The sequence below is a fragment of the Bradyrhizobium sp. Pha-3 genome (assembly GCF_042258615.1).
In the GTDB taxonomy this organism is placed as follows: Bacteria; Pseudomonadota; Alphaproteobacteria; order Rhizobiales; family Xanthobacteraceae; genus Bradyrhizobium.
Genome location: NZ_CP170152.1, coordinates 8,451,984 through 8,476,003 on the forward strand (window position 1 = coordinate 8,451,984; position 24,020 = coordinate 8,476,003).

Genomic DNA, 24,020 nt, shown 5'->3' on the forward strand with positions numbered 1-24,020 from the left:
GCGCTATTTCCCCGCTTTCGTTTCAAGCCGCATCAGCATCAGCCGGGCGCCGGCGAGGACGAAGAAGGTCAGCACGAACAGCAAGAGGCCGAGCAGGATCAGGCCGGACTGGTGCAGGCCGTCGCTCTCGGCGAATTCGCTGGCGATCGCCGCCGAGATCGTGGTGCCCGGCGCGAAGATCGACGACGAGATGCGGAACGAGTTTCCGATGATGAAGGTCACCGCCATGGTCTCGCCGAGCGCGCGGCCGAGCGCCAGCATGATGCCGCCGATCACGCCGACCCGGGTGTAGGGGATCACGACGCTGCGGACGACTTCCCAGGTGGTGCAGCCCATGCCGTAGGCGGCCTCTTTCAGAACCGGCGGCACGGTCTTGAACACGTCGACCGAGATCGCGGTGATGAAGGGCAGCACCATGATGGCGAGGATCAGCGCGGCGTTGAACAGGCTGAGATAGGACGGCGGACCTGCGAACACCGCGCCGAGCACCGGGATGCCCTCGAATATCCTGATCATGAAGGGCTGGAACGTGTTGGCCAGGAACGGGCCCAGCACGAAGAAGCCCCACATGCCGTAGATGATCGAGGGGATGCCGGCGAGCAGCTCGATGGCGATGCCGATCGGCCGTCGCAGCATCTGCGGGCAGAGTTCGGTGAGGAAGATGGCGATGCCGATGCCGACCGGAATGGCGATCAGCATCGCGATGACGGAGGTGATCAGGGTGCCGTAGATCGGGCCGAGCGCGCCGAGCACCGGCGGATCGGCCGAGGGCGCCCAGCGCTGCGTCCAGAGGAAGGCGAAGCCGTATTCCTTCATCGCCGGCCAGGCGCCGGCGATCAGCGACAGGATGATGCCACCGAGGATCAACAGGACCGAAATCGCCGAGACACGGGTGATCCAATAGAAGGTGAGATCGCCCAGCTTGAAAGCGCTGAGGGCCTTGGCGCGATCGTAAGGTCCGGCGGCTTCCATCACATCGCTCTGAACAGCCATGTCTGCCACGCCAATCCCCTCATTACCATGTGAAAGCTACGCAAACCGCTACGCCCCGAAGCGATCTTCACTGACGCATTTGGCCGGGCGTCGTTCCGGGTGCGCCTCCCGAGGCGCGAGCCCGGGACCCGCCCCGCGTTTCTTGCCGCGGTGATGAAGCCCAGGTCTCAATCGGTCGACCTGTGCCGCCCTTGAGAGGCGGCACAGGCGTCGTTCAAAGCGTCGGACTTAGCTCTTGATGTCCGACGACCAGGTCTTCTCGATCAGCTTGACGACCGAGTCCGGCATCGGGATGTAGTCGAGCTCTTCGGCCGCCTTGTCGCCCTTCTCGAAAGCGTACTTGAAGAACTTGAGCGCTTCCTGCGAGGCCGCCTTGTCGGTCGAGTCCTTGTGCATCAGGATGAAGGTCGCCGCGGTGATCGGCCAGGAGGCTTCGCCAGGCTGATCGGTCAGGATCACGTAGTAGCCGGGAGCCTTGGACCAGTCGGCATTCGACGCAGCGGCCTGGAAGGCGGCGATGGTCGGCTGCACGGTCTTGCCGGTCTTGTTGACCAGCGCGGTGTAGGTCAGCTTGTTCTGCTTGGCATAGGCGTATTCGACATAGCCGATCGCGTTCTTGGTCTGGCTGATGTTGCCGGCAACGCCTTCGTTGCCCTTGGCGCCAACGCCGACCGGCCATTCGACCGCGGTGCCGGAACCGACCTTGGACTTCCAGTCGGCGTTCGACTTGGAGAGGTAGTCGGTGAAGTTGAAGGTGGTGCCCGAACCGTCCGAACGGCGCACGACGGTGATCGCGTCGGCCGGCAGGGTCAGCTTCGGATTGAGCTTGGCGATCGCCGCATCATTCCACTTGGTGATCTTGCCGAGATAGATGTCGCCGAGCACTTCGCCCGAGAGCACGAGATCGCCCGACTTGATGCCTTCGACGTTCACGACCGGAACGATCGCGCCCATCACCATCGGCCACTGGACGAGGCCGTCCTTCTCGAGCTGCTCGGCCTTGAGCGGCGCGTCGGTGGCGCCGAAGGTCACGGTCTTGGCCTGGATCTGCTTGATGCCAGCGCCGGAGCCGATCGACTGATAGTTCAGACCGTTGCCGGTCTCCTTCTTGTAGGCGTCAGCCCACTTCGAATAGATCGGGAACGGAAACGTTGCGCCCGCGCCGGTAATATCGGCAGCGAAGGCCGACGTCGAAGCGGCGACCATGCCGGCAGCGACGATTGCTTTAATGAAATTCATGGGGTGGTCTCCATCTTGTGAGCGAAGCGCCAATTGCGCCCGATCGCGCCCACGCCGGTCCATCTAGGACCGGTCGGTGCCGCTTTTACGAAGGTTGGATGACAGTTGGATGACAGAGCTAAGTAGCTGGAAACGCTTAGCTTTGGGTCGGTAATGGGGTCTTCGGCCGGGGAAAACAGGCGGTAAAAGTCGCGCCATTCTTCGGCACGCTCTCGATCAGAAGACGCCCGCGATGACGGTTAAGAATATGTTTCACCAGCGATAATCCGAGGCCGGTTCCGCCCTGGTTACGGCTGTCGCCGACGTCCACCCGGTAGAACCGCTCAGTCAGCCGCGGCAGGTGCTCCGGGGCGATGCCGGGGCCGAAATCCCGTACCATGACACGGATTTCGGAGCTCCCCTCGCCCGATGCGCCCGAAACGGCCTGATTGAGCGACACTATGACGCGGCCGCCCGAGGCGCCGTATTTGAGGGCGTTCTCGATCAGGTTCTCGAACAGGCGGAGCAGTTCCTCTCGGTCGCCGGCGATCGTGACCGGGGTCGGTGGCAGGTCGACGTCGATCTCGACCTGGCGCTCGCTGGCGAGCGCCTCGAGCCCGTCGGCCACCTGCCGGATGATCGGCACGATATCGATCGACGCCTCGGGCCGCACATGGGCCGACAGCTCGACCCGCGACAGCGACAGCAGGTCGTCGATCAGCCGCGCCATGCGGGTGGCCTGGGTGTGCATGATGCCGAGGAAGCGCTCGCGCGCCCGCACGTCCTCACGCGCCGGTCCCTGCAGCGTGTCGATGAAGCCGGACAACGCGGCGAGCGGCGTGCGCAGCTCGTGGCTGGCATTGGCGACGAAATCGGCGCGCATCTCCTCGACCCGGCGCAGCGGCGTCAGATCGTGGAAGGTCATCAGCATGCACTTCTCGGTGCCGCCGAACTGGGTCGGCACCGGCACCGGCGTGATCACCAGCTCCATCCAGCGATCGACCGGAACGTGGTCGGAGTAGGTGGCGCGGCGCGGCTCGGTGGTCGCGATCGCCTCGCGCAACGCAGTGATAATCTCCGGCGAACGCAGGGCAAATTGCGCCAGCTCGTTCTTGCGCAGCGCCGGCGCAAGCTGGGCCGCGGCGGTGTTGAGATGGATGACGCGGCCGGCGCGATCGAGCAGCACGGCCGGGTCCGGCATGCCGGCGACGACGGCGCTGACGGCGGTCGCCTCGACCGGATTGCCGTGGCGGACATCCTCGCGCGAGGTGCCGGCATCATGCAGCCGCCATGGCACGAGCGCCGCAGCCGCGATGCAGACGAACACCGCGCAGGCGCGCACCAGCGACAACTCGCCGAGCGCGACCACGACGCTGAGCGCCAGCGCGGCAGCGAGCAGGATCAGCGCGGAATGGCGCAAGCGGTCGGGCCAAGGCGAGAAGATCGATTGCGGCGTATCGTCAATTGCCATCGCGGCGGCTTTCATCCCGTTGGTTCATGTCTCGCCCAGGCACGGTCACATCGACCTTCCCTCGGGAGGCATCGGGCCGCGTCATCAGACCCCGGAATCACCGCGCTTGCGGACCAGAACCGCCTCATGGTGCGGTTCGGCGCGGGGACCCGAATCAGTCTGCGGCAGCCGTTTGAGTCGGGCGCCGACGATAACCTCCCGAAACGTCAGCAAGATTACAGATATGACGAACGGCGCAATATAGTAGAGCAGGCGGAACAACAGCATACCGCCGAGCAGGTCCTCGCGGTCCATCTGCCAGAGGCCGACCAGCATGGCGGCGTCGAACACCCCGAGCCCGCCGGGGGAGTGGCTGGCGAAACCGAGCAGGGTCGCCGACACGAAGATGACCGCGACCACGACGAAGCCGAGATTGGGCTCGTCCGGCACCAGCACGTACATCGCCAGCGCGCAGAAGCCGAGGTCGACGATGCCGATCGCGATCTGCAGCAGCGTCAGCGGGCCGCCGGGAAGGGTCACCGTCCAGGGACCGCGGCCGACCACCCGCGGCTGGGTCCAGACCCAGACCACATAGGCGACCAGCGCAATGATGATGCCGCACGCCAGGGTGCGGTTGAGCCAAGGCGGCAGCTGGTCGATGTTGGCTGCGGCTTCCGGATGATAGGCGATGCCGAGCCCGAGCACGGCGGCATTGCCGAGCCAGAAGGTCAGGCCGGCGAGAAAGCAGATCTTGGCGACGTCGATCGCGTTCAATCCCCAGGCCGAATAGATCCGGTAGCGCACCGCGCCGCCGGTGAAGACGCTGGCGCCGACATTGTGGCCGATCGAATAGGAGGTGAACGCCGCGAGCGCATTGACGCGATAGGGCACGTGGGCGTGACCGATCGCGCGCACCGCGAACAGGTCGTAGAAGGTCAGCGTGAAGTAGCCGGCTGCGACGAACAGTCCCGCCAGCGCGATTTGTCGCGGCTCGGTGCTCTTGATGGCCTCGAGCACCTCGTTGGTGTCGATGCCGCGCAGCATGTGATAGAGGACGTAGCAGGCGATGCCGATGACGGCGATGCTGATGACAACACCGAGCCGGTGCAGGATTTGCTTCTGGCGCAGAAACGCCATCGCCCTGCGTATTGCTTCCAGCATCTAGACCTCGAATTGCGATCCCGCGACGGCGGCTCCCGGGCGAACCCCGCCGGCGCTTCGCTGTGCCCCGACCCCTGTAGCGCGTTTTAAGCCGGAGTGGAATTCGTCAAACGACAATAAAAGACGCATCTTCAAGATATTAGGGATGATTCATGACAGCGGGTGCACAAATATGCGCGTTTCTCGCCACCTTCGACAAGTCTTGACATCGACGCGCGGCAGTTGGCCCGCCCAGCAATGCGCGAGACCATCCGGGAAACTACGGGAAGCGTGAGCGACGCGGGCGCCCGCGCAGCGAAAATCGCCGCCGCAATGGTCATACGGCGGCGATGAGGCAAAGCCTGCGTCAATTTTTATGCCCGTGCCGCAGCCACTGCGGTGACGATTTCGGCGGCATCGGGGAAATGCCTCTTGGCGCGACGGGCGATCACTTTGCCGTCAAGCTTGATCTCGAAGACGCCGCCCTTGCCGGGCACGAGCTCCGGATCGAGCCCGAGCCGTTCGCGCAGCAGCGCGGCGGCCTCCCTGGCGCGCTTCTCGTAGCCGCAGGGACGGCAATAAATGATCGAGAGGTCGGTCATGGCGTGCCCTCCCATCCACTCATGCTGCGAGATGTTGCGCGTTCACGGCTTCGATCCCAGCGATCCACCCTGCAACCGAGCGACCGATCGCCTCCGGATGATCCTCCTGCAGATAATGCGCGCCGGCGCCGAGCTGAATGACCGCGCAATGCTGCAGCCTCGCCGCGAAATCCGCCGCGAAGGCCGGCGACACCAGGGCGCCGGGAGACCCCGCGAACAGCAGCTTCGGATAGGTCGATGCCGCAAGCGCTGCGTGCGCCGTGGTGAGCGCCTGATCGACATCGGCCGGCTCGCCCGCGATCGGAAGCTCGCGCGGCAGCATCAATATCGGCTTGCGGCTGTCGCGCGTCACAAACGGCGCGCGATAGGCTGCCATCTCTTCCTCACTCAGCTTGCGCAGCATCCCGTTCGGAAGAACGCGCTCGATGAAGGCATTGCCTTCCAGAATCATCGCCTCGCCCACATTTTCGGTCCTGAATTTGCGAAAGGTTTCTTCGCGCACGCCGTGATCGGGATCGAAATCGCTCCATGTCGACATCGGCCGGATAAACTCCATGAAGGCGAGCCCACGCACGAAATCGGGACGCCGGGCGGCAAGATGAAATGCGAGCGCCGTGCCCCAATCCTGCGCCACCAGGTAGGCGGATGAGACGCCAAGCGTTTCGATCAGGGCATCGAGATAGCGCACCTGGTCCCGGAAGCGATAGGCGATGTCGGGCTTGCCGGACGCGCCAAAGCCGATCAGGTCGGGCGCGATGCAATGCGCCACCGGCGCCACCAACGGCAGGATGTTGCGCCAGATGTAGGACGAAGTCGGGTTGCCGTGCAGGAACAGCGCCACCGGCGCATTGCCGGCGCCCGCCTCGCGAAAGGCCATGGTGGTCGACAAGACATCGCGATGCTGAAGGAACACAGATTCGGTCATCACAACTCCCTGAACACAGTTTGGAAGACGATTGTCTTGAAGCGCTCGAGCGGCGTGTGCCCACGCTCCACCTTCATGCGGAGAATGGCGCCCTGCCAGGACGCGAGCAGGAACTCGGCGAGTTCTTCGGGCGCAAAGTCAGAGGCGATCTCGCCGGCCTTCTGCCCTTCAGCGATGCAGGCCGCGAACGGCCCGCGCCATTCCTGAAAGATTTCCGACAACCGCGTGCGCAGTAATTCGCTCGAAGCGGACGCTTCGAGGCTGAGGTCGCCGATCAGGCAGCCCCGCAGAAAATCGTCCGCTTCGAGCCGCCCGGTGATGATGTCGAGGTAGCGCTTCAACCGCATCCGCGGAGTGAGCGAGGTGTCGTCAAGCGCCTGCGCCACAAGCGATCGCGTCTGCGCAAAATAGCGGTCGAGCACTTCGGACGCGAACCGCTCCTTCGAGCGGAAATGGTTGGTGAACGAACCCTGCGGCGCGCCGGCGGCGGCGGTGACGTCGCGCACGCTGGTGCCGTGATAGCCGGTCCGGAACATTTCCTTCAGGCCGGCGTCGAGGATGGCATCGCGGAGAGATGGTTTTGGCATGGAGACCATTTAATACGCACGTACGTATTGATGTCAAGCGACAAGATGCACGCGGCTCGCCGCGCGCCTGGGCGACGCCGCTCAGACCTGCTGGATCAAGGGTTTGGGGTCAGCTCGCGGGCCTGCTGCGCGAAACCACCCAGTCGCGCAACCAGGAGCCGATCGCGCAGCCGATGAGATAGAGCGCGAACATGACCAGGAAGAGATCGAGCCAGTAGCCGAAGCGGCCGGGCACGACCCGCGCAAACGACGCCGCCACCAGCGCGGCGGCGAGCAGCGCGAGCCAGCGGATCCACACCTTCGAGACGCCCTGCGCCCGATGCACCACCGCGATCCAGCCCATGCAGAAGCCGAGCAGCGCGGCGCCGAGCAGCCAACCCCAGAAGAATGTCGCGAGCACGGTCATCGCTACTTCACCACGAATTCGATGCGGCGGTTCTGCGCCTTGCCGTCTTCACTCTCGTTGCCGGCGAGCGGCTGCGTGCTGCCATAGCCGATCGGCGTGAAGCGATTGGCAGGCAGTCCGGCGCGCACGAGATAATCGACCACGGCCTGCGCGCGGCGCTCCGACAAGGCCTGGTTGGCCGCCTCCTCACCGTCGCTGTCGGTATGGCCGGCGACTTCGATCGTCGCATTGGGACAGCGCATCGCGGTCTCGATCAGGCGGTCGAGCAGGCCGGCGGAGTCAGGGACGATGTCGGCCTTGCCGGACTCGAAGCGGATCTTGCCCTTGGAGAGGATTTCGGAAAACAGCTGCTGGCACACCGTCGGATCGACCGGCGCCGCCGCCGGCTTGACCGTGACCTCGGCCTTGTACTGCCAGCCCTGCGGAAAGTCCTTGCCGAGCCCGTCGCGGATCTGGCCGGCCGCGGCATCATACAGCGCATCGCCCGACAGCTTCACCTCACGGTCCGAGACCACGAGCGTCCCGGTCGACAGCCGCGACAGCGCGCCGAGCGCAGGCACCACCGCCGCCGCAAAACCTGAGGGGGCGCCGATGCTGGCCTTGAGATTGTCGACCACCTTCTCGCTGAAGAACTTGCGGCCGGCGGCGGCGACCAGCGCGGCATGCACGTTGTTGTCGGGCACGTAGCCGGTCAGCGTCAGCGTCACCGCGACCGGATCCTTGTAGGCCTGGAACACGAAAGGCGGCGCCTTGATGTCGTTGGCGGCGATCGAATAGCCGTCCGGCAGGTTCTTCAGCGCCGCCGCGACCGCTTCGCGTCCGCCGAGCTCGCGCGCCATGCCGGCGAGAGCAACCTTGTTGTCGGTCAGCGTGATCTTGCCTTCCTTCAGCTTGCCGATCTGATCGAGCAGCAACAGCGCCGCCGGATCGAACCGCGACGGCGCGCCGCGGGCGAGCGCCATCTGATCCACCACCTCGACACCGCCGAGGCTGGCCTTCGCGGCCTCGGTCAGCTTGCTTTTGCTCGACGGCAGCGGCGCATTGCCGCCAAGCGTGACCCGCACCACGTCGCGTTCGGCGGACCACACAAAGGGCTTGGCTTCGGGAACGAGGCGGGTCTCGTCGTTGACCAGCCGCACGCCCGGCACGGCCTCGACCGATGCCACTGCGCTGAGACGGCCGTCCTCGGAGAAGGCGTTGGCCGCAAAGGTCACGTCGCGGCCGTCGACGCTGATGCGGCGCTTGTCGAGCACGGTGTCCTTGAGTGCGGCATTGGAGCGCGCAGCAAGATCGGCCTCGACCGTTCCGGTGCTGGTCCAGCCCGCGATACCCCACAGGACGACCAGTGGAATCACCCCCGGCCACCACTTGCTACTCCACTTGAAAAGTCCGTGCATTCAGCGTCCTGCGGGGTCGGGAAGCAGAGAGAAAACAAACCCTTGGCCTACTGTCAAACCCCAAATCGGCTGCCATGGCGGGGCCGCCATGTTGGACCGGGATAACAGTTTCTTCAGTGGTCTTTCGCTAAGTTTGCGGCGGAATGCAAATCGGCCAGCCCGTGCCCCCATGAAACAACTCCGCAACACCGTGATCCGTGCCGGGATGGAGGCGTTGTATTTCTCGGGTGCACATATCCTGCTGCGGCCGATCTTCGCCGGCGTCGGCACCATCTTCATGCTGCATCACGTCCGCCCGCGCCGCGCCGACGTGTTCCAGCCCAACCATCATCTCGAGGTCACGCCGGACTTCCTGCGCGCGATGCTGACGCATCTCCGCGCCCTCGACGTCGACGTCGTCAGCATGGACGAGGCGCACCGCCGCCTCACCGAACGGAATTTCGCGCGGCGCTTCGCCTGCTTCACCTGCGACGACGGCTACCGCGACAACCGCGATTTCGCGCTGCCCGTCATGCGCGAGTTCGGCGCGCCGTTCACGGTCTTTGTCGCGAGCGATTTCGCGGAAGGCTGCGGCAAATTGTGGTGGATCGCGCTGGAGCGGATCATCGCGGCAGCATCGGCGATCGAGGTGCCGATCGCCGGCGTCATGACGCGGATCGACACCGCGACGCCGCAAGCCAAGCGCACAGCGTTCGGCCGCATGCACGACTGGCTGCGTTCACTGCCGGGCGAGAAAGAGATGCAGGCAGAGATATCAGCGCTCTGCGCCCGCCACGGCGTCGACGAGGCCGGCATCGCGCGCGAGCTCTGCATGTCCTGGGACGAGTTGCGCGGCTTTGCCGACGATCCGCTGGTCACCATCGGCGCGCACACCATCACCCATTGCAATCTCGCCAAGCAGAGCGAGACCATCGCATCGTTCGAGCTCGCCACCAGCCGGGCGCGGATCGAGGACGCGCTGCAGCGTCCGGCGCTGCATCTCGCCTATCCCTATGGCGACCGGATCGCCGCCGGGCAACGCGAATTCGCCCTCGCCAGATCGATCGGCTTTCGGACCGCGGTGACGACGCGGCCGGGCATGCTGTTTCCCGAAAGCGCCGACCATCTGACGGCGTTGCAGCGGGTCTCGCTGAACGGCAATTACCAGGACGCGCGGCTCCTGCCGGTGCTGACCTCAGGCGCCGCCACCGCGGTGTGGAACGGCTTTCGCCGCATCGACGCGGCGTGATACGCGCCTGCCTGTAGCCCGGATGGAGCGAAGCGCAATCCGGGACAGTCGCATCGGATGACGCTTCCCCGGATTTCGCTTCGCTCCATCCGGGCTACTGATCCCTTCCCACTTCTTGACTCGATCCCCGGCCGCGCCCAGAACCATCGGCAACGCAATGGAGGAGCGCATGTTCAAGGATCTGTTCTCACTGAAGGGCCGCGTCGCACTGGTGACCGGAGGATCGCGCGGCATCGGCAAGATGATCGCAGCCGGCTTCCTCGCGCAGGGCGCCGCCAGAGTCTATATCACCGCGCGCAAGGCAGGTCCCTGCGAGGCCACCGCCCAGGAGCTCACAGCCGCCTATGACGGCGAATGCATCGCGCTGCCGATCGACATCTCGACCGTCGAGGGCTGCGAGAAGCTCGCCGGTGAGATCATCAAGCGCGAGCCGAAGCTCGACATCCTGGTCAACAATGCCGGCGCGGCATGGGGCGCGGACTTCGACGAATTCCCGGAGAGCGGCTGGGACAAGGTGATGGACCTCAACGTCAAGTCGATCTTCTTCCTGACCAAGGCGCTGGCCAAGCCGCTGCGCGCGGCGGCGACGCATGACAAACCGGGCAAGGTGATCAACATCGCCTCGATCGACGGCATCTTCGTCAACCCGATGGAGACCTATTCCTATGCCGCGAGCAAGGCCGCGGTGATCCATCTGACGCGGCGAATGGCGACGCGCCTGATCAAGGACAACATCAATGTCACCGCGATCGCGCCCGGCGCCTTCAAGTCGGACATGAACCGCGCCGCGCGCGACCACGCCGACGAAGTCGCCAAGCGCGTTCCGTCGCGACGCGTGGGCAGCGACGAAGACATGGCGGGGACCGCAATCTATCTCGCCTCGCGCGCCGGCGACTACGTCGTGGGCAACACGATCGCGGTCGATGGCGGCGTGGTCTACGCGACCGCAGGGTTGGAGATCGCGGGGTAAGCGACCGCGCCTCTCACGCCCATCAGAGCATCACTGGTCATACACAAGGGGCGCCTCGCCCGCAGCGGGGCGCCTTTTCCGACGCCTCCGGCCAGCTCCATCTGAAGCACGCCGCCAGATCTCACACACGCGATGACGTGAACTTCCGTTTCACATCACTCGCGCGAGACATCACAGGGGGCTCCGTCAAAGCGGACGCGCGCGGCATGGATATCCGAATAGCGACGGTCGGCCCAATCGATGAGGCTGGCCATCGGGTCCAGCAGGGATTGGCCTAGCGGGGAAAGGCGATATTCAACGCTCGGCGGCTTGGTCGGAAAGACATGGCGGGTGATAAGTCCGTCGCGCTCCAGGTCGCGCAACGTCTGTGTGAGCATGCGCTTCGAGATGTCGCGGATGGCTCGGCGAAGCTCGCCGAAACGCTGCGGTCGCGTCGCAAGCGTCATGATCATGAGGATGCTCCACTTGTCGCCGATGCAGTCGAGCACATCGCGCACCGGGCAATGCACGGGTTCCGCTGACTGGGCGTCGTCCGATTGATATCGGCTGAAGCGCTCGATCGCGCTCAATGCGTCGCTCATGCCGGTCCCCTTTTCCTGTCCTGGTTACAAAAAACTGCCTCCTTACGGTGCAGGCCCGAGGTCTCTATGTGAGACCTACCCTAGAATATAGACCATTTAGCACCCGGAGAATACGCATGTTTCTAGTCACTGGAATCACAGGAAAAGTCGGCGGCGCAACCGCCAGGCATCTGTTGGCGCAAGGCAAGAAAGTACGCGCGCTGGTTCGCGACCGCGCGAAGGCGGCAAACTGGGCGGACCAGGGCGTGGAACTGGTGGACGGTGACTGGAACGACACGGCCGCCATCGAGCGGGCGCTCAAGGGCGTCGACGGCGCGTTTGTCATGTTGCCTGCTGTCTGGGCTCCCTCGCCGGACTTCAAGGAAGCCAAGGGCGTCATCGCGAACTATGTCGAGGCGCTGACCAAGGCCGCGCCGCCGCGGGTCGTCGGGTTGTCATCGATGGGGGCGAACAGAACGAGCGGGCTGGGGATGATCACGGCCCTGTCGTTGCTGGAGCAAGGCTTTCGCAAGCTGACATCGCCGACCGCCCTCGTGCGCGCCGGCGGCTTTTTCGAAAACTTCCTTTACGGCCTGCACGTCGCCCAGGGCGGCACGCTCCCGGTCTACTACAACCCGACCAACCGGAAATCGACCATGGTCGCGACGAACGACATCGGTGCCGAGGTGGCGACGCTGCTGACAGGGCCGGCGTGGTCGGGGCATCGGGTCATCGAACTTGGTTCGATGATCAGCGCGGATGAAGTCGCAGCGCAACTGGGCGATGTCATGCAGCGCGAAGTCAGGGCCTTCGCCGTCCCGCGGGCTGAGTGGCCGGCGGCATTCGAGCAGTTCGGTATCCCGAAGGGCCAAACCGGACCGGCTGAAGCGATGTTCGACGCCGTCAACGCGGGCTGGATGGACCTCGGCGTAGCGGGCACGGAGCGCGTCGCCGGCACAACGCTTCCCCGCGATGTCTTCGCGGCGGCCCAGAACGCCGCGGCGGCGTAGGTCCGCGGATCGGCGATGAGATGCGACTTTCGGACCTGTTCCGGAAATTCGCATCTCCCTCGGAATGAATGCGTCGCGGCCGGCCGTCTCTCCGCGACGCCCTCATCAGAAAAGGATGGACAATGTCAAAGATTTCTCTGCGCCAAGTCTCGGCCTTGGCGCTTGCAGCTTTCTTCGTCGTGGGATCGCTCAGCAACATCTTCGCCCCTGGGTCAATCTACGAAGAATACCTGCGGTGGGGATACCCGTACTGGTTCCATTTCGTAACCGGATCGCTGGAACTCACGACCGCCGCTCTGCTGGCGCGGGCACGGACGCGGCTGTGGGGCTCGGTGCTCGGCTGCACCGTGATGTTGGCAGCGCTCGCGACCGTCACATTCCACGGCGAATACTGGCACGGCGTGGCGCCGCTTGTCGTGGCAACACTATCGATAGTCGTCGGCTGGATTGCCTGGCCGAAGCGGCTCCCCAGCCCGGCATGACTGTCGCCACTGGCGGCCGAGGAATGTCCGCGTGCGAACGGCGAGTAAGCGCCCCCTATTCGTCGTTCAAAGGCTCGACGCGAACGCGTCGACCAGCTCGTCGAAGGCTTCGGCTCTTTCCCACTGCGTGGCGTGGCCGGCACCGTCGATCACCTGAACCTGGCCGCGCCACAATGTCGGCGCGGGCAGCCGTTGCAGATAGCCGAGATCGACCATCTGTTCCTCGCTGCCATGCACGATCGCCAGCGGAACCCGGAGGCCGCGCACGATCTCGACCTCGTCCGCGAAGCGGCCGGCCTGCACGCTGGCGCCGAGATAGCCGCGCGCGTTGCCGTCGGTACGGCGGAAATCGGTGTCGACGAACGCGGGCAACGGCGCATAGTCCGGCGCGAAGACCGTTTTCAGCCAGGCCGCGATCTCTGCATCGCTGGGCGCGGGCGTGAAGGTGGTGGCCGACAGCCCCTTGAAGCCGGAGAACCCGTCAGGCGTCTTGGCGATCGGCGGCGTACCGAAAATCATCAGCCCGGCCGCCATCGGCAAGGATGGGGCTGCGTTGAGCACCGCGTGCCCGCCGAGGCTCCAGCCCACCACCACCGCGTTCTTCAGGCCGAGCTCCTTTGCGGCCGCCGCAATGCAGCTGGCGTAGCCCGCACCCGAATAACCATGCCCCGGATCGGGCGCAGGCGACGAGCTGCCATGGCCGGGAAGGTCGATCGAGACCAGCCGGTATTTGGCGCCGAGCGGCCCCTGGAGTTGCTTCTGCCAAATCTGCGACGACGATGAATTGCCGTGGATCAGCAAGATGTCGCGGCCAGTACCCGCGCTCTCGAAGCCCGCAATCGTCTGCTCACCGAACTGGAGCTTGAACGGACGCAGGGTCGGCCCCGGAAAGGTCTCTTCGCTCATGATGGCACCGCCGAAATCCCGAACCGCGGCAACCGGCGCAAGCCGTCATTGCGGTCCATGTATTGAAGCTGCGTGATCTCCGCGCGAACACATCGCGCTTGTCAAGCTGGGAAGCCCCAGCGCTTCATCGCGCGGAGCCAACGCACGTCTCAAAAAGAAAAGGGGCAAGCCAGGACCTTCTCGGCTTACCCCTTTTCGGCCCCTCCGGGAGGAGAGGAACTGCCAGCTGATGATCAGCTCTCGATTCTCACATATTCGAAGTCGCCGGGCTTGTTGTCGATGCCGACCTTGGGCGCCGAGATCCAGGAGGCGAACTCGCCGGGTTCGGTCACCGGCTTCATCAGCGAGGCGATGAAGTCGCCGTCCGCAGTCGACGGCAGCCAGTCGTTCTTGCGCTTGGCCCAGGTGGCGTCGTCGATCAAGAGGCCATCGGGCGTCGCATGGATGTCCTTGAACTCGCCGATCTGGCGGTGGAAGGCGGTGTTCGGCACCGTGAGCTTGTAGTCGATGCCTGCGGTGGAGATCACCTTGTTCCAGCGCAGCATGCCCTTGACGCAATCCTGCGTGTAGTCGTCGCGCAGCCGCATGTTGAGCGCGGTCAGCGCCGGCTCGTCGACCATCTTGATCTGGCCGTCCACCATCTTCATGACCGGATAGGTCGAGCTCTTGAGCTGGTGATCGTCCTCGATCGTGGTTTCCTTGTAGCGGCCCTTGATGCCGGCGTTGAAGGCGTTCGCCGCATTGGTCGACACTTCGGAGCCGAACAGGTCGAGCGACAGCGAATAGTGCAGGTTCAGCTTCTTCTGGATGGTCGGAAGATCGATCACGCCGAGCGCGCGGATCCTGGCAATGTCGTTCGGATCGGTGATGCCGGCTTCGTTCATCGCATCGCAGGTGCGCTGCACGACGCGGGTGATGCCGGTCTCGCCGACGAACATGTGGTGGGCTTCCTCGGTCAGCATGAAGCGGCAGGTGCGCGACAGCGGATCGAAGCCCGACTGCGCCAGCGAGTGTAGTTGCATCTTGCCGTCGCGGTCGGTGAAGTAGGTGAACATGAAGAACGACAGCCAGTCCGGCGTCGCCTCGTTGAAGGCCCCCAACATGCGCGGCGAATCCGCATCGCCCGAACGTCGGCGCAACAAATCGTCGGCTTCCTCGCGGCCGTCGCGGCCGAAATACTTCTGCAGCAAATAGACCATCGCCCAGAGATGGCGGCCTTCCTCGACATTGACCTGGAACAGATTGCGCATGTCGTACAGAGAGGGCGCGGTCTTGCCGAGATGGCGCTGCTGCTCGACCGAGGCCGGCTCGGTGTCGCCCTGGATCACGATCAGGCGGCGCAGCATCGCGCGATGCTCGCCGGGGACTTCCTGCCAGGCCGGCTTGCCGTAATCCTCGCCGAACGGAATGACGCGGTTCTCTTCCTGCGGCGCAAGCAAAATGCCCCAGCGATATTCGGGCATCCGAACGTAGTCGAACTTGGCCCAGCCGCGCGGATCGACCGAATAGGCGGTGCGCAGATAGACCAGCGACTCCTGGAAGCCGTCCGGACCCATGTCTTTCCACCAGTCCATGTAACCGGGGTGCCAGCCTTCGAGGGCTTTCAGCACCTGGCGGTCTTCGGCGAGATTCACATTGTTCGGAATCTTGGTCGAGTAATCGACGTTCATGATGTTCATGGCAGCCTCCTTGGGGCAGATTTCTTTCGTCATGGCCGGGCTTGTCCCGGCCATCCACGTCTTGCTTCGGTAAAGGAAGGAAGACGTGGATGCCCGGCACAAGGCCGGGCATGACACAGCAAATTTCCTACACGCGCGTCATGTCGAATTGCGCCTTCTGGCCGGTGCCGTAGCGGCGCAGCGCGCCGTCCTCACCGACCGCGTTCGGCCGCTGGAATATCCAGTTCTGCCACGCCGTCAGGCGCGAGAAGATCTTCGATTCCATGGTCTCGGGACCGACGAAGCGCAGATTGGCCTCCATGCCGGTGAGACCGTCGGGCGAGAACGAGGTGCGCTCCTCGAAGAACACGCGGACCTCGTCGTCCCAGTCGATGTCGTCGAGCGCGAAGGTGACGAGGCCGAGCTCCTCGGCCTCCTCCGCATCGAGCGCCTTGCCGATCGAGCCTCGCGCGCGCTCCAGATCCATTGGGTCGGCCTGGAAGCGGGATTGCAGCCGGGTCAGGCCGTGGCTCATCGGATAGGGCCCGAAATTCATCGCCGTCAGCTCGATCGCCGGCGGCGGACGGTTATCGCCCTGCTTCTGGCCGATCAGCATGTAGGAGCGGTCGGCGGCGAACACGAGCTCAGCGAGGGTGCCGACGAAGCAGGAGCCCGGCTCGACCAGCGTCACGAGGGTGCGCGAGGTAACGTCGATGCGCTTGAGCACGCGCTTCCAGTAGTGCCTGACCTCGTTGACCAGCCAGTGCGCCTTGTTGGCCTCCATGAACGCGTCATAGGACACGACATTGGCGCGGTCGCCGTGGCTCTTGAACACCAGCATCGCGATCTCGAGCTCGTTGATGCGCAGATGCAGGATCGCATCGTCGAGCTCGCGGGCGACCTGCAGCGGCCAGAACGAAGCGCCCTGTCCGATCATGCCGTCGATGTCGGCAGGCGCTGTGGCTTCCGGCGCCTTGATCGAGATGGTGGCGATGCGCGCGGCGCGATCGATGTCGACGCTGACGAAGCCGTAGCGGATGGCGCTGTCGTCGATGGTGCGCGTCAGCGGCGCGAGCGCGATGCCTTTGCCGGTGCCGTTGCGCTTCGACCTGGCGGCGAATTCCTTGACGCGCTCGGCGAGCTTGCCCTCGAGCTTGGAGTTCGGCGCGATCTCGTCGACCAGCCGCCACTGCACCGCGCGCTTGCCCTTGATGCCTTCCTCGATGGTGCAGAAGAAATCGGCGTGGTCGCGGCGCACCTTGCGCTTGTCGACCACACGCGTGAGGCCACCGGTGCCCGGCAGCACCGCGAGCAGCGGCACTTCCGGCAGCGCGACGGCCGCGGCACCGTCATCGGCCATCATGATGTGGTCGGTCGCGAGCGCCAGCTCATAGCCGCCGCCGGCGGCGGTGCCGTTGACGACGGTGATGAAGCTCTGGCCGGAATTCTCGCTGGAATCCTCCAGGCCGTTGCGGGTCTCGTTGGTGAACTTGCAGAAGTTGACCTTGTGGGCGTGCGTCGAGCCCGCCAGCATGCGGATGTTGGCGCCAGCGCAGAACACACGGTTCTTGCCCGAGCGCATCACCACGACCTTCACCTCGGGATGTTCGAAGCGCAGCCGCTGCACGGCGTCCGCAAGCTCGATGTCGACGCCGAGATCGTAGGAGTTCAGCTTGAGCTGATAGCCCTCGAACAGGCCGGCGTTCTCGTCGACGTCCATGGTCAGCGTCGCGACGTCGCCGGCGACGTCGAGCTTCCAGTGCCGGTAGCGCGACGGGTTGGTCTGGAAGTCGATGTACTTCGCCCCGCCTGCAAGGACGCGATCGTCACCAGCCATGGGCCACCCTTATCTGTTGTTCGTTTGAAGGTTCATTCGTCGAGGTCTCATGCACAATAATGCATGTTTCTGGTTTCGTCTAGTTCAAACCGCAAAAACATGCATTTTGTTTCATGTTCGGAAAATTCACTCGCTGGGCCAATGGCCTGGCACCGGCACCAAAAGTCAGGCCGCCAGCGCCGGGTCGTCGCGGAGGGCTGCGCTGGCGAATTCGGTGACCGCTTCCAGCGTGACCGCGGGCGCCTCGCGATGCGGCGAGTGGCCGGCGCCCGCGATATCAGCGACATCGACCGGGCAGTAGCACTCGTCCTGGGCGATCTCGACCTGACGCATGGTGCCGTATTGGTCGGCTTCACCCTGCACGATCAGCACCGGCACGCGGATATAGGCGAGATATTCGGAGATATCCCAGTCGCGGAATGCCGGATCGAGCCAGGCGTCATTCCAGCCATGGAAGGCGTTGTCGACATCCTTGTGCCAGCGCGCCAGCTTCTCCTTCAGATTGGTGGTCTCATACGCCGTCTTGATCTCGGCGATCGACTTCACCGAGATGTCCTCGACGACGAAGTGCGGCGCGAGCAGCGCAAGGCCTTGCAGGCGATGATCCTGATGCGCGCCGGCATAGATCGCCGCGATCGACGCGCCGTCGGAGTGGCCGACCAGCAGGCCGCGTTTAAAGCCGATCTGATCCAGAACCTTCGGCAGCACGTCCAGCGCCTCGCGATGCATGTAGTCGACCGGACGCGGCAGCTTCGCTGGCGACGAGGAGCCATAACCCGCGCGCGAATAGGCGAACACGCCGGCGCCGGTCGCAGCCTGCAGCTTCTCCGGGAAGTCGCCCCACAGCCCGACGCTGCCGAGGCCTTCATGCAGCATCACGAGGGTCGGCGCCGTCTCGGGTGACGGACCGATCATCCGGTATTCGAGATCGGCGCCGTCGATGGTGAGGAAGCCGGATGGGGAAAGGGTCATCATGTCTGTCGTCCCGGCGAAGGCCGGGACCCATACGCCGCGGCCGTTGTTTTGAGAGATGCTGTTCGACGGCTTTGCGTAACGGCGCAAGCCTGTGGTTACGGGTCCCGGCCCTCGTGCGCAATTGCGCGCTAGGCCGGGACGACGTGGGGAGCTAGTGCTCGTGTTCCCGCAACTTGAACCGCTGGATCTTGCCGGTCGCGGTCTTCGGCAGATTGTCGACCACATCGATCCAGCGCGGATATTTCCACGGGCCGATCTTCTGCTTGACGTGCTCCTTCAGCGCCTCGTGCAGGCCGGCCGCCGAACTCTCGGGCCGCAGCACCACATAGGCCTTCGGCTTGAGCAAGCCTTCCGGATCGGCCTCCGGCACGACGGCGGCTTCCAGCACCGCGGGATGGGTGATCAGTGCGCTCTCGACCTCGAACGGCGAGACCCAGATGCCGGAGACCTTGAACATGTCGTCGGCGCGGCCGCAGAAGGTGTAGCGGCCGTCGGCATCGCGCGTGTATTTGTCGCCGGTGCGGGTCCAGGCACCCTCGAAGGTGGCGCGGCTCTTGGCGCGCTGGTTCCAGTAGCTCTCGCCGGCCGAGGGTGCATCGACCAGAAGCTCGCCGACCTCACCGTCAGCGACATCGGCCCCGAGTTCGTTGACCAGCCGCACCTTGTAGCCGGGCACCGGACGCCCCGAGGAGCCGTATTTGATGTCGCCGGGCGCATTCGACAGGAAGATGTGCAGCAGTTCGGTCGAGCCGACGCCGTCGAGGATGTCGACGCCGAACCGCGCGCGCCAGGCATTGCCGACCGATTCCGGCAACGCCTCGCCGGCCGAGGTGCAGACGCGCAGGCGATCGCCGCCGGACTGCGTCTTCGTCGCCTCGTCGTTCAGCATCGCCGCGAACAGGGTCGGCACGCCGAAGAAGATGCTGGGATGATATTTGTTCATCAGCGCGAACATCACCGCCGGCGTCGGACGTTCCGAATTCAGGATCGTCGTCGCGCCGACCGACATCGGGAAGGTCAGCGCATTGCCGAGCCCATAGGCGAAGAACAGCTTTGCCGCCGACAGGCCGACATCGTCCTCGCGGATGCCGAGCACCTGTTTCGCATAGGTCTCCGCCGTCGCCGCGAGATTGGAATGCAGATGGCGCACACCCTTCGGCATGCCGGTCGAGCCCGACGAATAGAGCCAGAACGCCGGCTCGTCGGCATGCGTCGGCACGGTCGCGAACACGTCGCCCTCGCGCGCGATCTCGTCCGACAACTTCTTGTGGCCGTGCGCATCCTTGCCGGACACCACGACATGCTCGAGGTCGGGCATGCGGGCGATGATGTCCTTCACCACAGGCAGCAGCGCCTCGGAGACAAACAGCACGCGGGCGCGGCAATCACTGAGGATGTAGGCGTATTGCTCTGATGTCAGCAGCGTGTTGAGCGGCACCGGCACCACGCCGGCGCGGATCGCGCCGAGGAACACGATCGGGAAATCGACCGTATCCAGCATGATCAAGGCGACCCGCTCTTCGCGGCGGACGCCGAGCCGGTGCAGCATGTTGCCGACGCGGCGGGTCTGCTGCTGCAACTGGCCATAGGTGATTTGCGAGACCGTATCGTCGAACACGACCTTGTGGCCGCGGCCCTCGTCGACATTGCGGTCGAGCAGCCAGGTCACGGCATTATAAGGCACCGCGTTGGTCGTCATGGCCCGCTCCTCAGGTCCAGGCGCGGCGCGCCTGCCCTCTCCCGTCAAGACTTAAGAATTATAATTCATACAAAGCCACCACATTGGCTTGCTGTCAATCCTCGTCGGCATTATGTTTCCTAGACCATTGGGTCTGATTCCAGTCGGAACAGCACCCGCGCGTCGCACAGGGATCATGACCTCAGCCAACGATCCGGAAACCGACTTCCTCGAGCAGCTCGGCCAGCGTGTGCGCACGACACGCGGCCTGGCCGGCATGTCGCGCAAGGTGCTCGCCAAGGTCTCCGGCATTTCCGAACGCTACATCGCCCAGCTCGAAAGCGGCAAAGGCAATGTCTCGATCGTGCTGCTGCGCCGTGTCGCAGGCGCGATGGGCGCGCATCTCGAGGACCTGATCCCCTCGAGCGAGCCGGTTCCGGACTGGGCCGTGATCCGCGATCTCCTGCGCAAGGCTTCGCCGAACCAGATCGCGCAGGCCAAGGACATGCTCGCCGGCAGCAGCCCGCTGGCGCCGCGCGGCGCCTCGTTCTCAGGCATCGCGCTGATCGGCCTGCGCGGCGCCGGCAAGACCACGCTCGGGCGGATGCTGGCGAAGAAGATCGGCTGGAGCTTCGTCGAGCTCAACAAGGAGATCGAGGCGCAGAACGGCCTGTCGGTTGCCGAGATCATCGCGCTGTACGGCCAGGAAGGCTTCCGCCGCATGGAGCAGGCCGCGCTGACGCAACTGCTCGCGCGCAAGGAATTGATGGTGCTGGCGACCGGCGGCGGCATCGTCTCCGAGGCGCTGACCTTCGACCTGATCCTGTCGTCGTTCTACACGATCTGGCTGAAGGCCGAGCCGGAAGAGCACATGGCCCGCGTCCGCCGCCAGGGCGACCTGCGCCCGATGGCCGACGATCGCTCCGCGATGGCCGAATTGCGCAACATCCTGGTCAGCCGCGAACCGCTCTATGCGCGCGCATCGGCGGTGGTCGACACCGCTGGACTTTCAGTCGACGCCGCCGCCGCGCGGCTGATCGATTCCGTGCGGCCAGTACTGCAGAACGAGGCGCGCTCGTTCGGCCTGCGCAGCGTGGCGCTGTAAGCGCGCTAGAGCGACGGCTCGCCGTATCGATTGCTTCGCAAGCACCTTTCAGCGAATAATCGCGCATGAAGTTGCTATTCCTCCATGGTTCGCCCGCCACGGGTAAACTCACGATCGCCAAAGCGCTGCTCGGGATGGTGCCGGGACGGCTGATGGACAATCACGCGGCGATCGATTTCGCACGGACGATTTTCGACTTCGATGCGCCCGGATTCTGGGAGCTTGTCCACCACATCAGGTATTCGGCCATCGACGCTGCGGCTGAGCACGGCGTCCCGCTCCTGGTGACAACCTTTTGTTATGCCGAGCCCGAAGATCGTGAGCAATTCCTCAAGTTCGAGGAGATCGTACGACGTCGAGGCGGCGAGTTGCTCCCAATATTCCTGCATTGCTCAAGGGAAGAAGCGCTACGCAGGGTCGGCAATCCCGATCGGATTGAGCGGCGAAAGATGACGTCAGGTGAAAGCCTGAGCAAATTTCTCGACAGCTACGACTTCGCGGCCGTACCGCGACCCGATTGCCTCAAGCTCGACACGGGGAAGGCCCCGGCCGAAGTCACCGCCCAGAGCATCATCAGCCATTTCGCCCTCACAGCAGCATCGATTTGACTGAGGTTGCCGCCTCCCGCAGCAACGGCAGGAAACGATCGATCAATTCCTTGGCCGGCACGCGATCGACATGCGCGCCCATGTTGATGGCGGCGACGATGGTGCCGTCGTAGCGGCGCACCGGCACCGAGATGGAACGGAAATGCGGCTCGGCCTCGCGGTCGACCAGCGAGTAGCCCTGCGCGCGATCGGCAATGATGGTGGCGAGCAGTTTCTTCGGATCGGTCGTGGTCTGCGGCGTCACCGGATCGCGGCGCATCGCCTTGAGGCGTGTCGCAAGCTCGGCATCGCCGAGCCGGCCGAGCATGGCGCGACCCACTGACGTACAGAACGCCGGCAGCCGGTAGCCGATATCGAGACCTGCGGAGAACACCCGCGTCGGACTCGAGCGCGCGACGAACACGACGTCGTCGCCGTCGAGCAGCGCGAGCGAGGCGATCTCCTGCGCTGCGGTCGCGATGCGGTCGAGCACCGGTTGCAACACCGTCACCACCTGGTTGGATTGCAGGAACGAGCCCGCCAGCGTCAGCACATGCGGCGTCAGCGTGAACAGCTTGCCGTCGGTTGCGACGAAGCCGCCATGCGCGAGCGTGAACAGGATGCGGCGCGCGGTGGCGCGCGGCAGATCGGCGGCGCGGGCGAGGTCGCTCAAGGTTGCCGGCCCCGAGACGGTGCCGAACACCTGCAACAGGCGCAGGCCGCGATCGAGGGCCTCGACGAAGTCGGTGGCGCGCGCGTCCTGGTCGGTCCGCTTCAGCTTGGGCATGGGTTGCGGCTTTGAACGGTTCAAAAATTGCGCTTGCTGTCCAAAACAGACATGGCATAATTCGCACATTCGTTCAATAGGCGAACAAATCCAAATTCAGGAGACGCCGCCATGATGAGCCGGGAAGCGAACGATCTGATCACCCGCACCGGGCGCAAAGACCCCTGCGGAAAGCTGATGCGGATGTACTGGCAGCCGGCGGCGCTGGTCGATGAACTGGAAGGGCCGCGCCCGGTTCGGCCGGTGCGGCTGCTCGGTGAAAACCTGGTGCTGTTCCGCGGCGAGGACGGCAGCTACGGCCTGATCGATCGCCACTGCGCGCATCGCGGCGCCGACCTTGCCTTCGGCCGGCTCGAGAATGGCGGGCTGCGCTGTGCCTTCCACGGCTGGCTGTTCGACACCAGTGGCCAGTGCATCGAGACGCCGGCCGAGCCTGCCAACTCGCAGCTCTGCAAGGGCATCAAGCAGCGCTCGTATCCGGTGGTCGAGAAGAGCGGCATCCTGTGGACTTATCTCGGCGAAGGCGCCCCGCCGGCATTCCCGGAGCTCGACTGCTTCGTCGCACCCGGAAGCCACACCTTCGCGTTCAAGGGCCACATGAACTGCAACTGGCTGCAGGCGCTCGAGGTCGGCATCGACCCGGCACACGCCTCCTTCCTGCATCGCTTCTTCGAGGACGAGGACACCTCGGCCGCATACGGCAAGCAATTCCGCGGCGCGTCCGCCGGCAGCGACATGCCGATGACCAAGATCCTGCGCGAATATGACCGCCCGATCATCAATGTCGAGCACACCGAATACGGCCTGCGCCTGATCGCACTGCGCGAGCTCGACGAGGAGCGCACCCATGTGCGCGTCACCAACCAGCTGTTCCCGCACGGCTTCGTCATCCCGATGTCGACCGAGATGACGATCACGCAATGGCACGTGCCGGTCGATGACGAGAACTGCTACTGGTACGCGATCTTCACCAGCTACGCGGCGCCGGTCGACAAGCAGAAGATGCGCGAGCAGCGGCTCGAGCTCTATACGCTGCCCGACTACAAATCGCGCAAGAACCGCAGCAACGATTACGGTTTCGATCCGCACGAGCAGGCCACCGCGACCTATACCGGCATGGGCACCGACATCAACGTCCACGACCAGTGGGCGGTGGAATCGATGGGGCCGATCCAGGATCGCACCAACGAGCATCTCGGCCAGAGCGACAAGGCGATCGTGCAGTACCGCCGCCTGCTGCGGCAGGAGATCGAAAAGGTTTCCGGCGGCGAAAAACCGATGCTGTTCCTCGACGAAGCCTCGGCGCGCAGCATCCAGGGCCCCGCCACGATGGACGGCATCGGACCGACGCTGGGCTGGGAGCTCTACTGGATGGAGGTCGACGTCAAGCGCCGCCGCGGCGCGCCGTGGGCGGCTCCCGTGCCGCGCGAGATCGCCGGCAAGGTGCATCACCTGACGGCGGCGGAGTGACAATGGCCTCGGTCGCGCAGCACAGCATCCTTCACCTCGCCCCGCTTGC

Annotated in this window: 23 protein-coding genes; 7 read left to right on the plus strand and 16 right to left on the minus strand. The window is 64.7% G+C overall.

Features of this window, described 5'->3' with window-relative positions:
• Positions 1 to 3: 3 nt before the first annotated feature.
• The 9 genes from pstC to ACE10Z_RS39580 all read right to left on the minus strand — a co-directional run bounded on the left by pstC (position 4) and on the right by ACE10Z_RS39580 (position 8,718).
• Complete coding sequence (gene pstC / locus ACE10Z_RS39540; protein WP_375785510.1) at positions 4 to 993, minus strand: phosphate ABC transporter permease subunit PstC; 990 nt, start codon at positions 991 to 993, stop codon at positions 4 to 6.
• A 228-nt stretch (positions 994 to 1,221) separates the two neighbouring features.
• On the minus strand, positions 1,222 to 2,232 hold the full coding sequence (gene pstS, locus ACE10Z_RS39545; protein WP_375785511.1) for a phosphate ABC transporter substrate-binding protein PstS: 1,011 nt from the start codon (positions 2,230 to 2,232) through the stop codon (positions 1,222 to 1,224).
• A gap of 136 nt (positions 2,233 to 2,368) precedes the next feature.
• Positions 2,369 to 3,682 (minus strand): ATP-binding protein, encoded by a 1,314-nt coding sequence (locus ACE10Z_RS39550; protein ID WP_375785512.1) that lies wholly within the window; start codon positions 3,680 to 3,682, stop codon positions 2,369 to 2,371.
• An 84-nt stretch (positions 3,683 to 3,766) separates the two neighbouring features.
• Positions 3,767 to 4,822, minus strand: coding sequence for a lysylphosphatidylglycerol synthase domain-containing protein (locus ACE10Z_RS39555; RefSeq protein WP_050403104.1), 1,056 nt, complete (start codon positions 4,820 to 4,822; stop codon positions 3,767 to 3,769).
• A 353-nt stretch (positions 4,823 to 5,175) separates the two neighbouring features.
• The gene (locus ACE10Z_RS39560) at positions 5,176 to 5,403 is read right to left on the minus strand and encodes a SelT/SelW/SelH family protein (protein WP_375785513.1); all 228 of its coding nucleotides are present in this window, start codon (positions 5,401 to 5,403) and stop codon (positions 5,176 to 5,178) included.
• 19 nt (positions 5,404 to 5,422) lie between these two features.
• A complete protein-coding gene (locus tag ACE10Z_RS39565; RefSeq protein ID WP_375785514.1) occupies positions 5,423 to 6,328 on the minus strand; it encodes a haloalkane dehalogenase in 906 nt (301 codons plus the stop codon).
• Complete coding sequence (locus ACE10Z_RS39570) at positions 6,328 to 6,915, minus strand: TetR family transcriptional regulator C-terminal domain-containing protein (protein WP_375785515.1); 588 nt, start codon at positions 6,913 to 6,915, stop codon at positions 6,328 to 6,330. The genes ACE10Z_RS39565 and ACE10Z_RS39570 overlap by 1 nt, the downstream gene beginning before the upstream one ends.
• Positions 6,916 to 7,024: 109 nt before the next feature.
• Positions 7,025 to 7,321 (minus strand): hypothetical protein, encoded by a 297-nt coding sequence (locus tag ACE10Z_RS39575; protein WP_375785516.1) that lies wholly within the window; start codon positions 7,319 to 7,321, stop codon positions 7,025 to 7,027.
• A gap of 2 nt (positions 7,322 to 7,323) precedes the next feature.
• Positions 7,324 to 8,718: an OmpA family protein gene (locus tag ACE10Z_RS39580; protein WP_375785517.1), complete on the minus strand. Its 1,395-nt coding sequence runs from the start codon at positions 8,716 to 8,718 to the stop codon at positions 7,324 to 7,326.
• A gap of 169 nt (positions 8,719 to 8,887) precedes the next feature.
• Between ACE10Z_RS39580 and ACE10Z_RS39585 the strand changes: the two genes are divergently transcribed.
• Both ACE10Z_RS39585 and ACE10Z_RS39590 read left to right on the plus strand, forming a co-directional pair.
• Complete coding sequence (locus ACE10Z_RS39585) at positions 8,888 to 9,946, plus strand: polysaccharide deacetylase family protein (protein WP_375785518.1); 1,059 nt, start codon at positions 8,888 to 8,890, stop codon at positions 9,944 to 9,946.
• 169 nt (positions 9,947 to 10,115) lie between these two features.
• Entirely contained in the window at positions 10,116 to 10,916 is an 801-nt protein-coding gene (locus tag ACE10Z_RS39590; RefSeq protein WP_375785519.1) for an SDR family NAD(P)-dependent oxidoreductase, read from the plus strand.
• Positions 10,917 to 11,071: 155 nt separating this feature from the next.
• Here the strand turns inward: ACE10Z_RS39590 and ACE10Z_RS39595 are convergent, their stop codons facing one another.
• A complete protein-coding gene (locus ACE10Z_RS39595; RefSeq protein ID WP_375785520.1) occupies positions 11,072 to 11,497 on the minus strand; it encodes a winged helix-turn-helix transcriptional regulator in 426 nt (141 codons plus the stop codon).
• Positions 11,498 to 11,613: 116 nt separating this feature from the next.
• Between ACE10Z_RS39595 and ACE10Z_RS39600 the strand changes: the two genes are divergently transcribed.
• Together ACE10Z_RS39600 and ACE10Z_RS39605 are read left to right on the plus strand one after the other, a co-directional pair.
• The gene (locus ACE10Z_RS39600; RefSeq protein WP_375785521.1) at positions 11,614 to 12,486 is read left to right on the plus strand and encodes an NmrA family NAD(P)-binding protein; all 873 of its coding nucleotides are present in this window, start codon (positions 11,614 to 11,616) and stop codon (positions 12,484 to 12,486) included.
• 122 nt (positions 12,487 to 12,608) lie between these two features.
• A complete protein-coding gene (locus ACE10Z_RS39605) occupies positions 12,609 to 12,968 on the plus strand; it encodes a DoxX family protein (RefSeq protein WP_375785522.1) in 360 nt (119 codons plus the stop codon).
• 66 nt (positions 12,969 to 13,034) lie between these two features.
• Here ACE10Z_RS39605 and ACE10Z_RS39610 read toward each other — a convergent pair whose 3' ends face one another.
• The 5 genes from ACE10Z_RS39610 to ACE10Z_RS39630 all read right to left on the minus strand — a co-directional run bounded on the left by ACE10Z_RS39610 (position 13,035) and on the right by ACE10Z_RS39630 (position 20,043).
• On the minus strand, positions 13,035 to 13,874 hold the full coding sequence (locus ACE10Z_RS39610) for an alpha/beta fold hydrolase (RefSeq protein WP_375785523.1): 840 nt from the start codon (positions 13,872 to 13,874) through the stop codon (positions 13,035 to 13,037).
• Between the two features lie 233 nt (positions 13,875 to 14,107).
• Positions 14,108 to 15,544, minus strand: coding sequence for a benzoyl-CoA 2,3-epoxidase subunit BoxB (gene boxB, locus ACE10Z_RS39615; protein ID WP_375790036.1), 1,437 nt, complete (start codon positions 15,542 to 15,544; stop codon positions 14,108 to 14,110).
• A 136-nt stretch (positions 15,545 to 15,680) separates the two neighbouring features.
• The gene (gene boxC, locus ACE10Z_RS39620; protein ID WP_375785524.1) at positions 15,681 to 17,369 is read right to left on the minus strand and encodes a 2,3-epoxybenzoyl-CoA dihydrolase; all 1,689 of its coding nucleotides are present in this window, start codon (positions 17,367 to 17,369) and stop codon (positions 15,681 to 15,683) included.
• A 165-nt stretch (positions 17,370 to 17,534) separates the two neighbouring features.
• Positions 17,535 to 18,344: an alpha/beta fold hydrolase gene (locus tag ACE10Z_RS39625; RefSeq protein ID WP_375785525.1), complete on the minus strand. Its 810-nt coding sequence runs from the start codon at positions 18,342 to 18,344 to the stop codon at positions 17,535 to 17,537.
• A gap of 151 nt (positions 18,345 to 18,495) precedes the next feature.
• Positions 18,496 to 20,043 (minus strand): benzoate-CoA ligase family protein, encoded by a 1,548-nt coding sequence (locus ACE10Z_RS39630; protein ID WP_375785526.1) that lies wholly within the window; start codon positions 20,041 to 20,043, stop codon positions 18,496 to 18,498.
• Positions 20,044 to 20,218: 175 nt separating this feature from the next.
• On the opposite strand from ACE10Z_RS39630, the gene ACE10Z_RS39635 reads away from it, so the two are divergent.
• Positions 20,219 to 21,127: a helix-turn-helix transcriptional regulator gene (locus tag ACE10Z_RS39635; RefSeq protein ID WP_375785527.1), complete on the plus strand. Its 909-nt coding sequence runs from the start codon at positions 20,219 to 20,221 to the stop codon at positions 21,125 to 21,127.
• Positions 21,128 to 21,192: 65 nt separating this feature from the next.
• Positions 21,193 to 21,735 carry a hypothetical protein gene (locus ACE10Z_RS39640; RefSeq protein ID WP_375785528.1) on the plus strand — a complete coding sequence of 181 codons (543 nt, stop codon included), beginning with the start codon at positions 21,193 to 21,195 and terminating at the stop codon, positions 21,733 to 21,735.
• On the opposite strand, the gene ACE10Z_RS39645 is transcribed toward ACE10Z_RS39640, so the two are convergent.
• On the minus strand, positions 21,716 to 22,501 hold the full coding sequence (locus tag ACE10Z_RS39645; RefSeq protein WP_375785529.1) for an IclR family transcriptional regulator C-terminal domain-containing protein: 786 nt from the start codon (positions 22,499 to 22,501) through the stop codon (positions 21,716 to 21,718). The genes ACE10Z_RS39640 and ACE10Z_RS39645 overlap by 20 nt on opposite strands.
• Positions 22,502 to 22,612: 111 nt before the next feature.
• On the opposite strand from ACE10Z_RS39645, the gene ACE10Z_RS39650 reads away from it, so the two are divergent.
• On the plus strand, positions 22,613 to 23,971 hold the full coding sequence (locus ACE10Z_RS39650; protein ID WP_375785530.1) for a Rieske 2Fe-2S domain-containing protein: 1,359 nt from the start codon (positions 22,613 to 22,615) through the stop codon (positions 23,969 to 23,971).
• Positions 23,972 to 24,020: the final 49 nt, after the last annotated feature.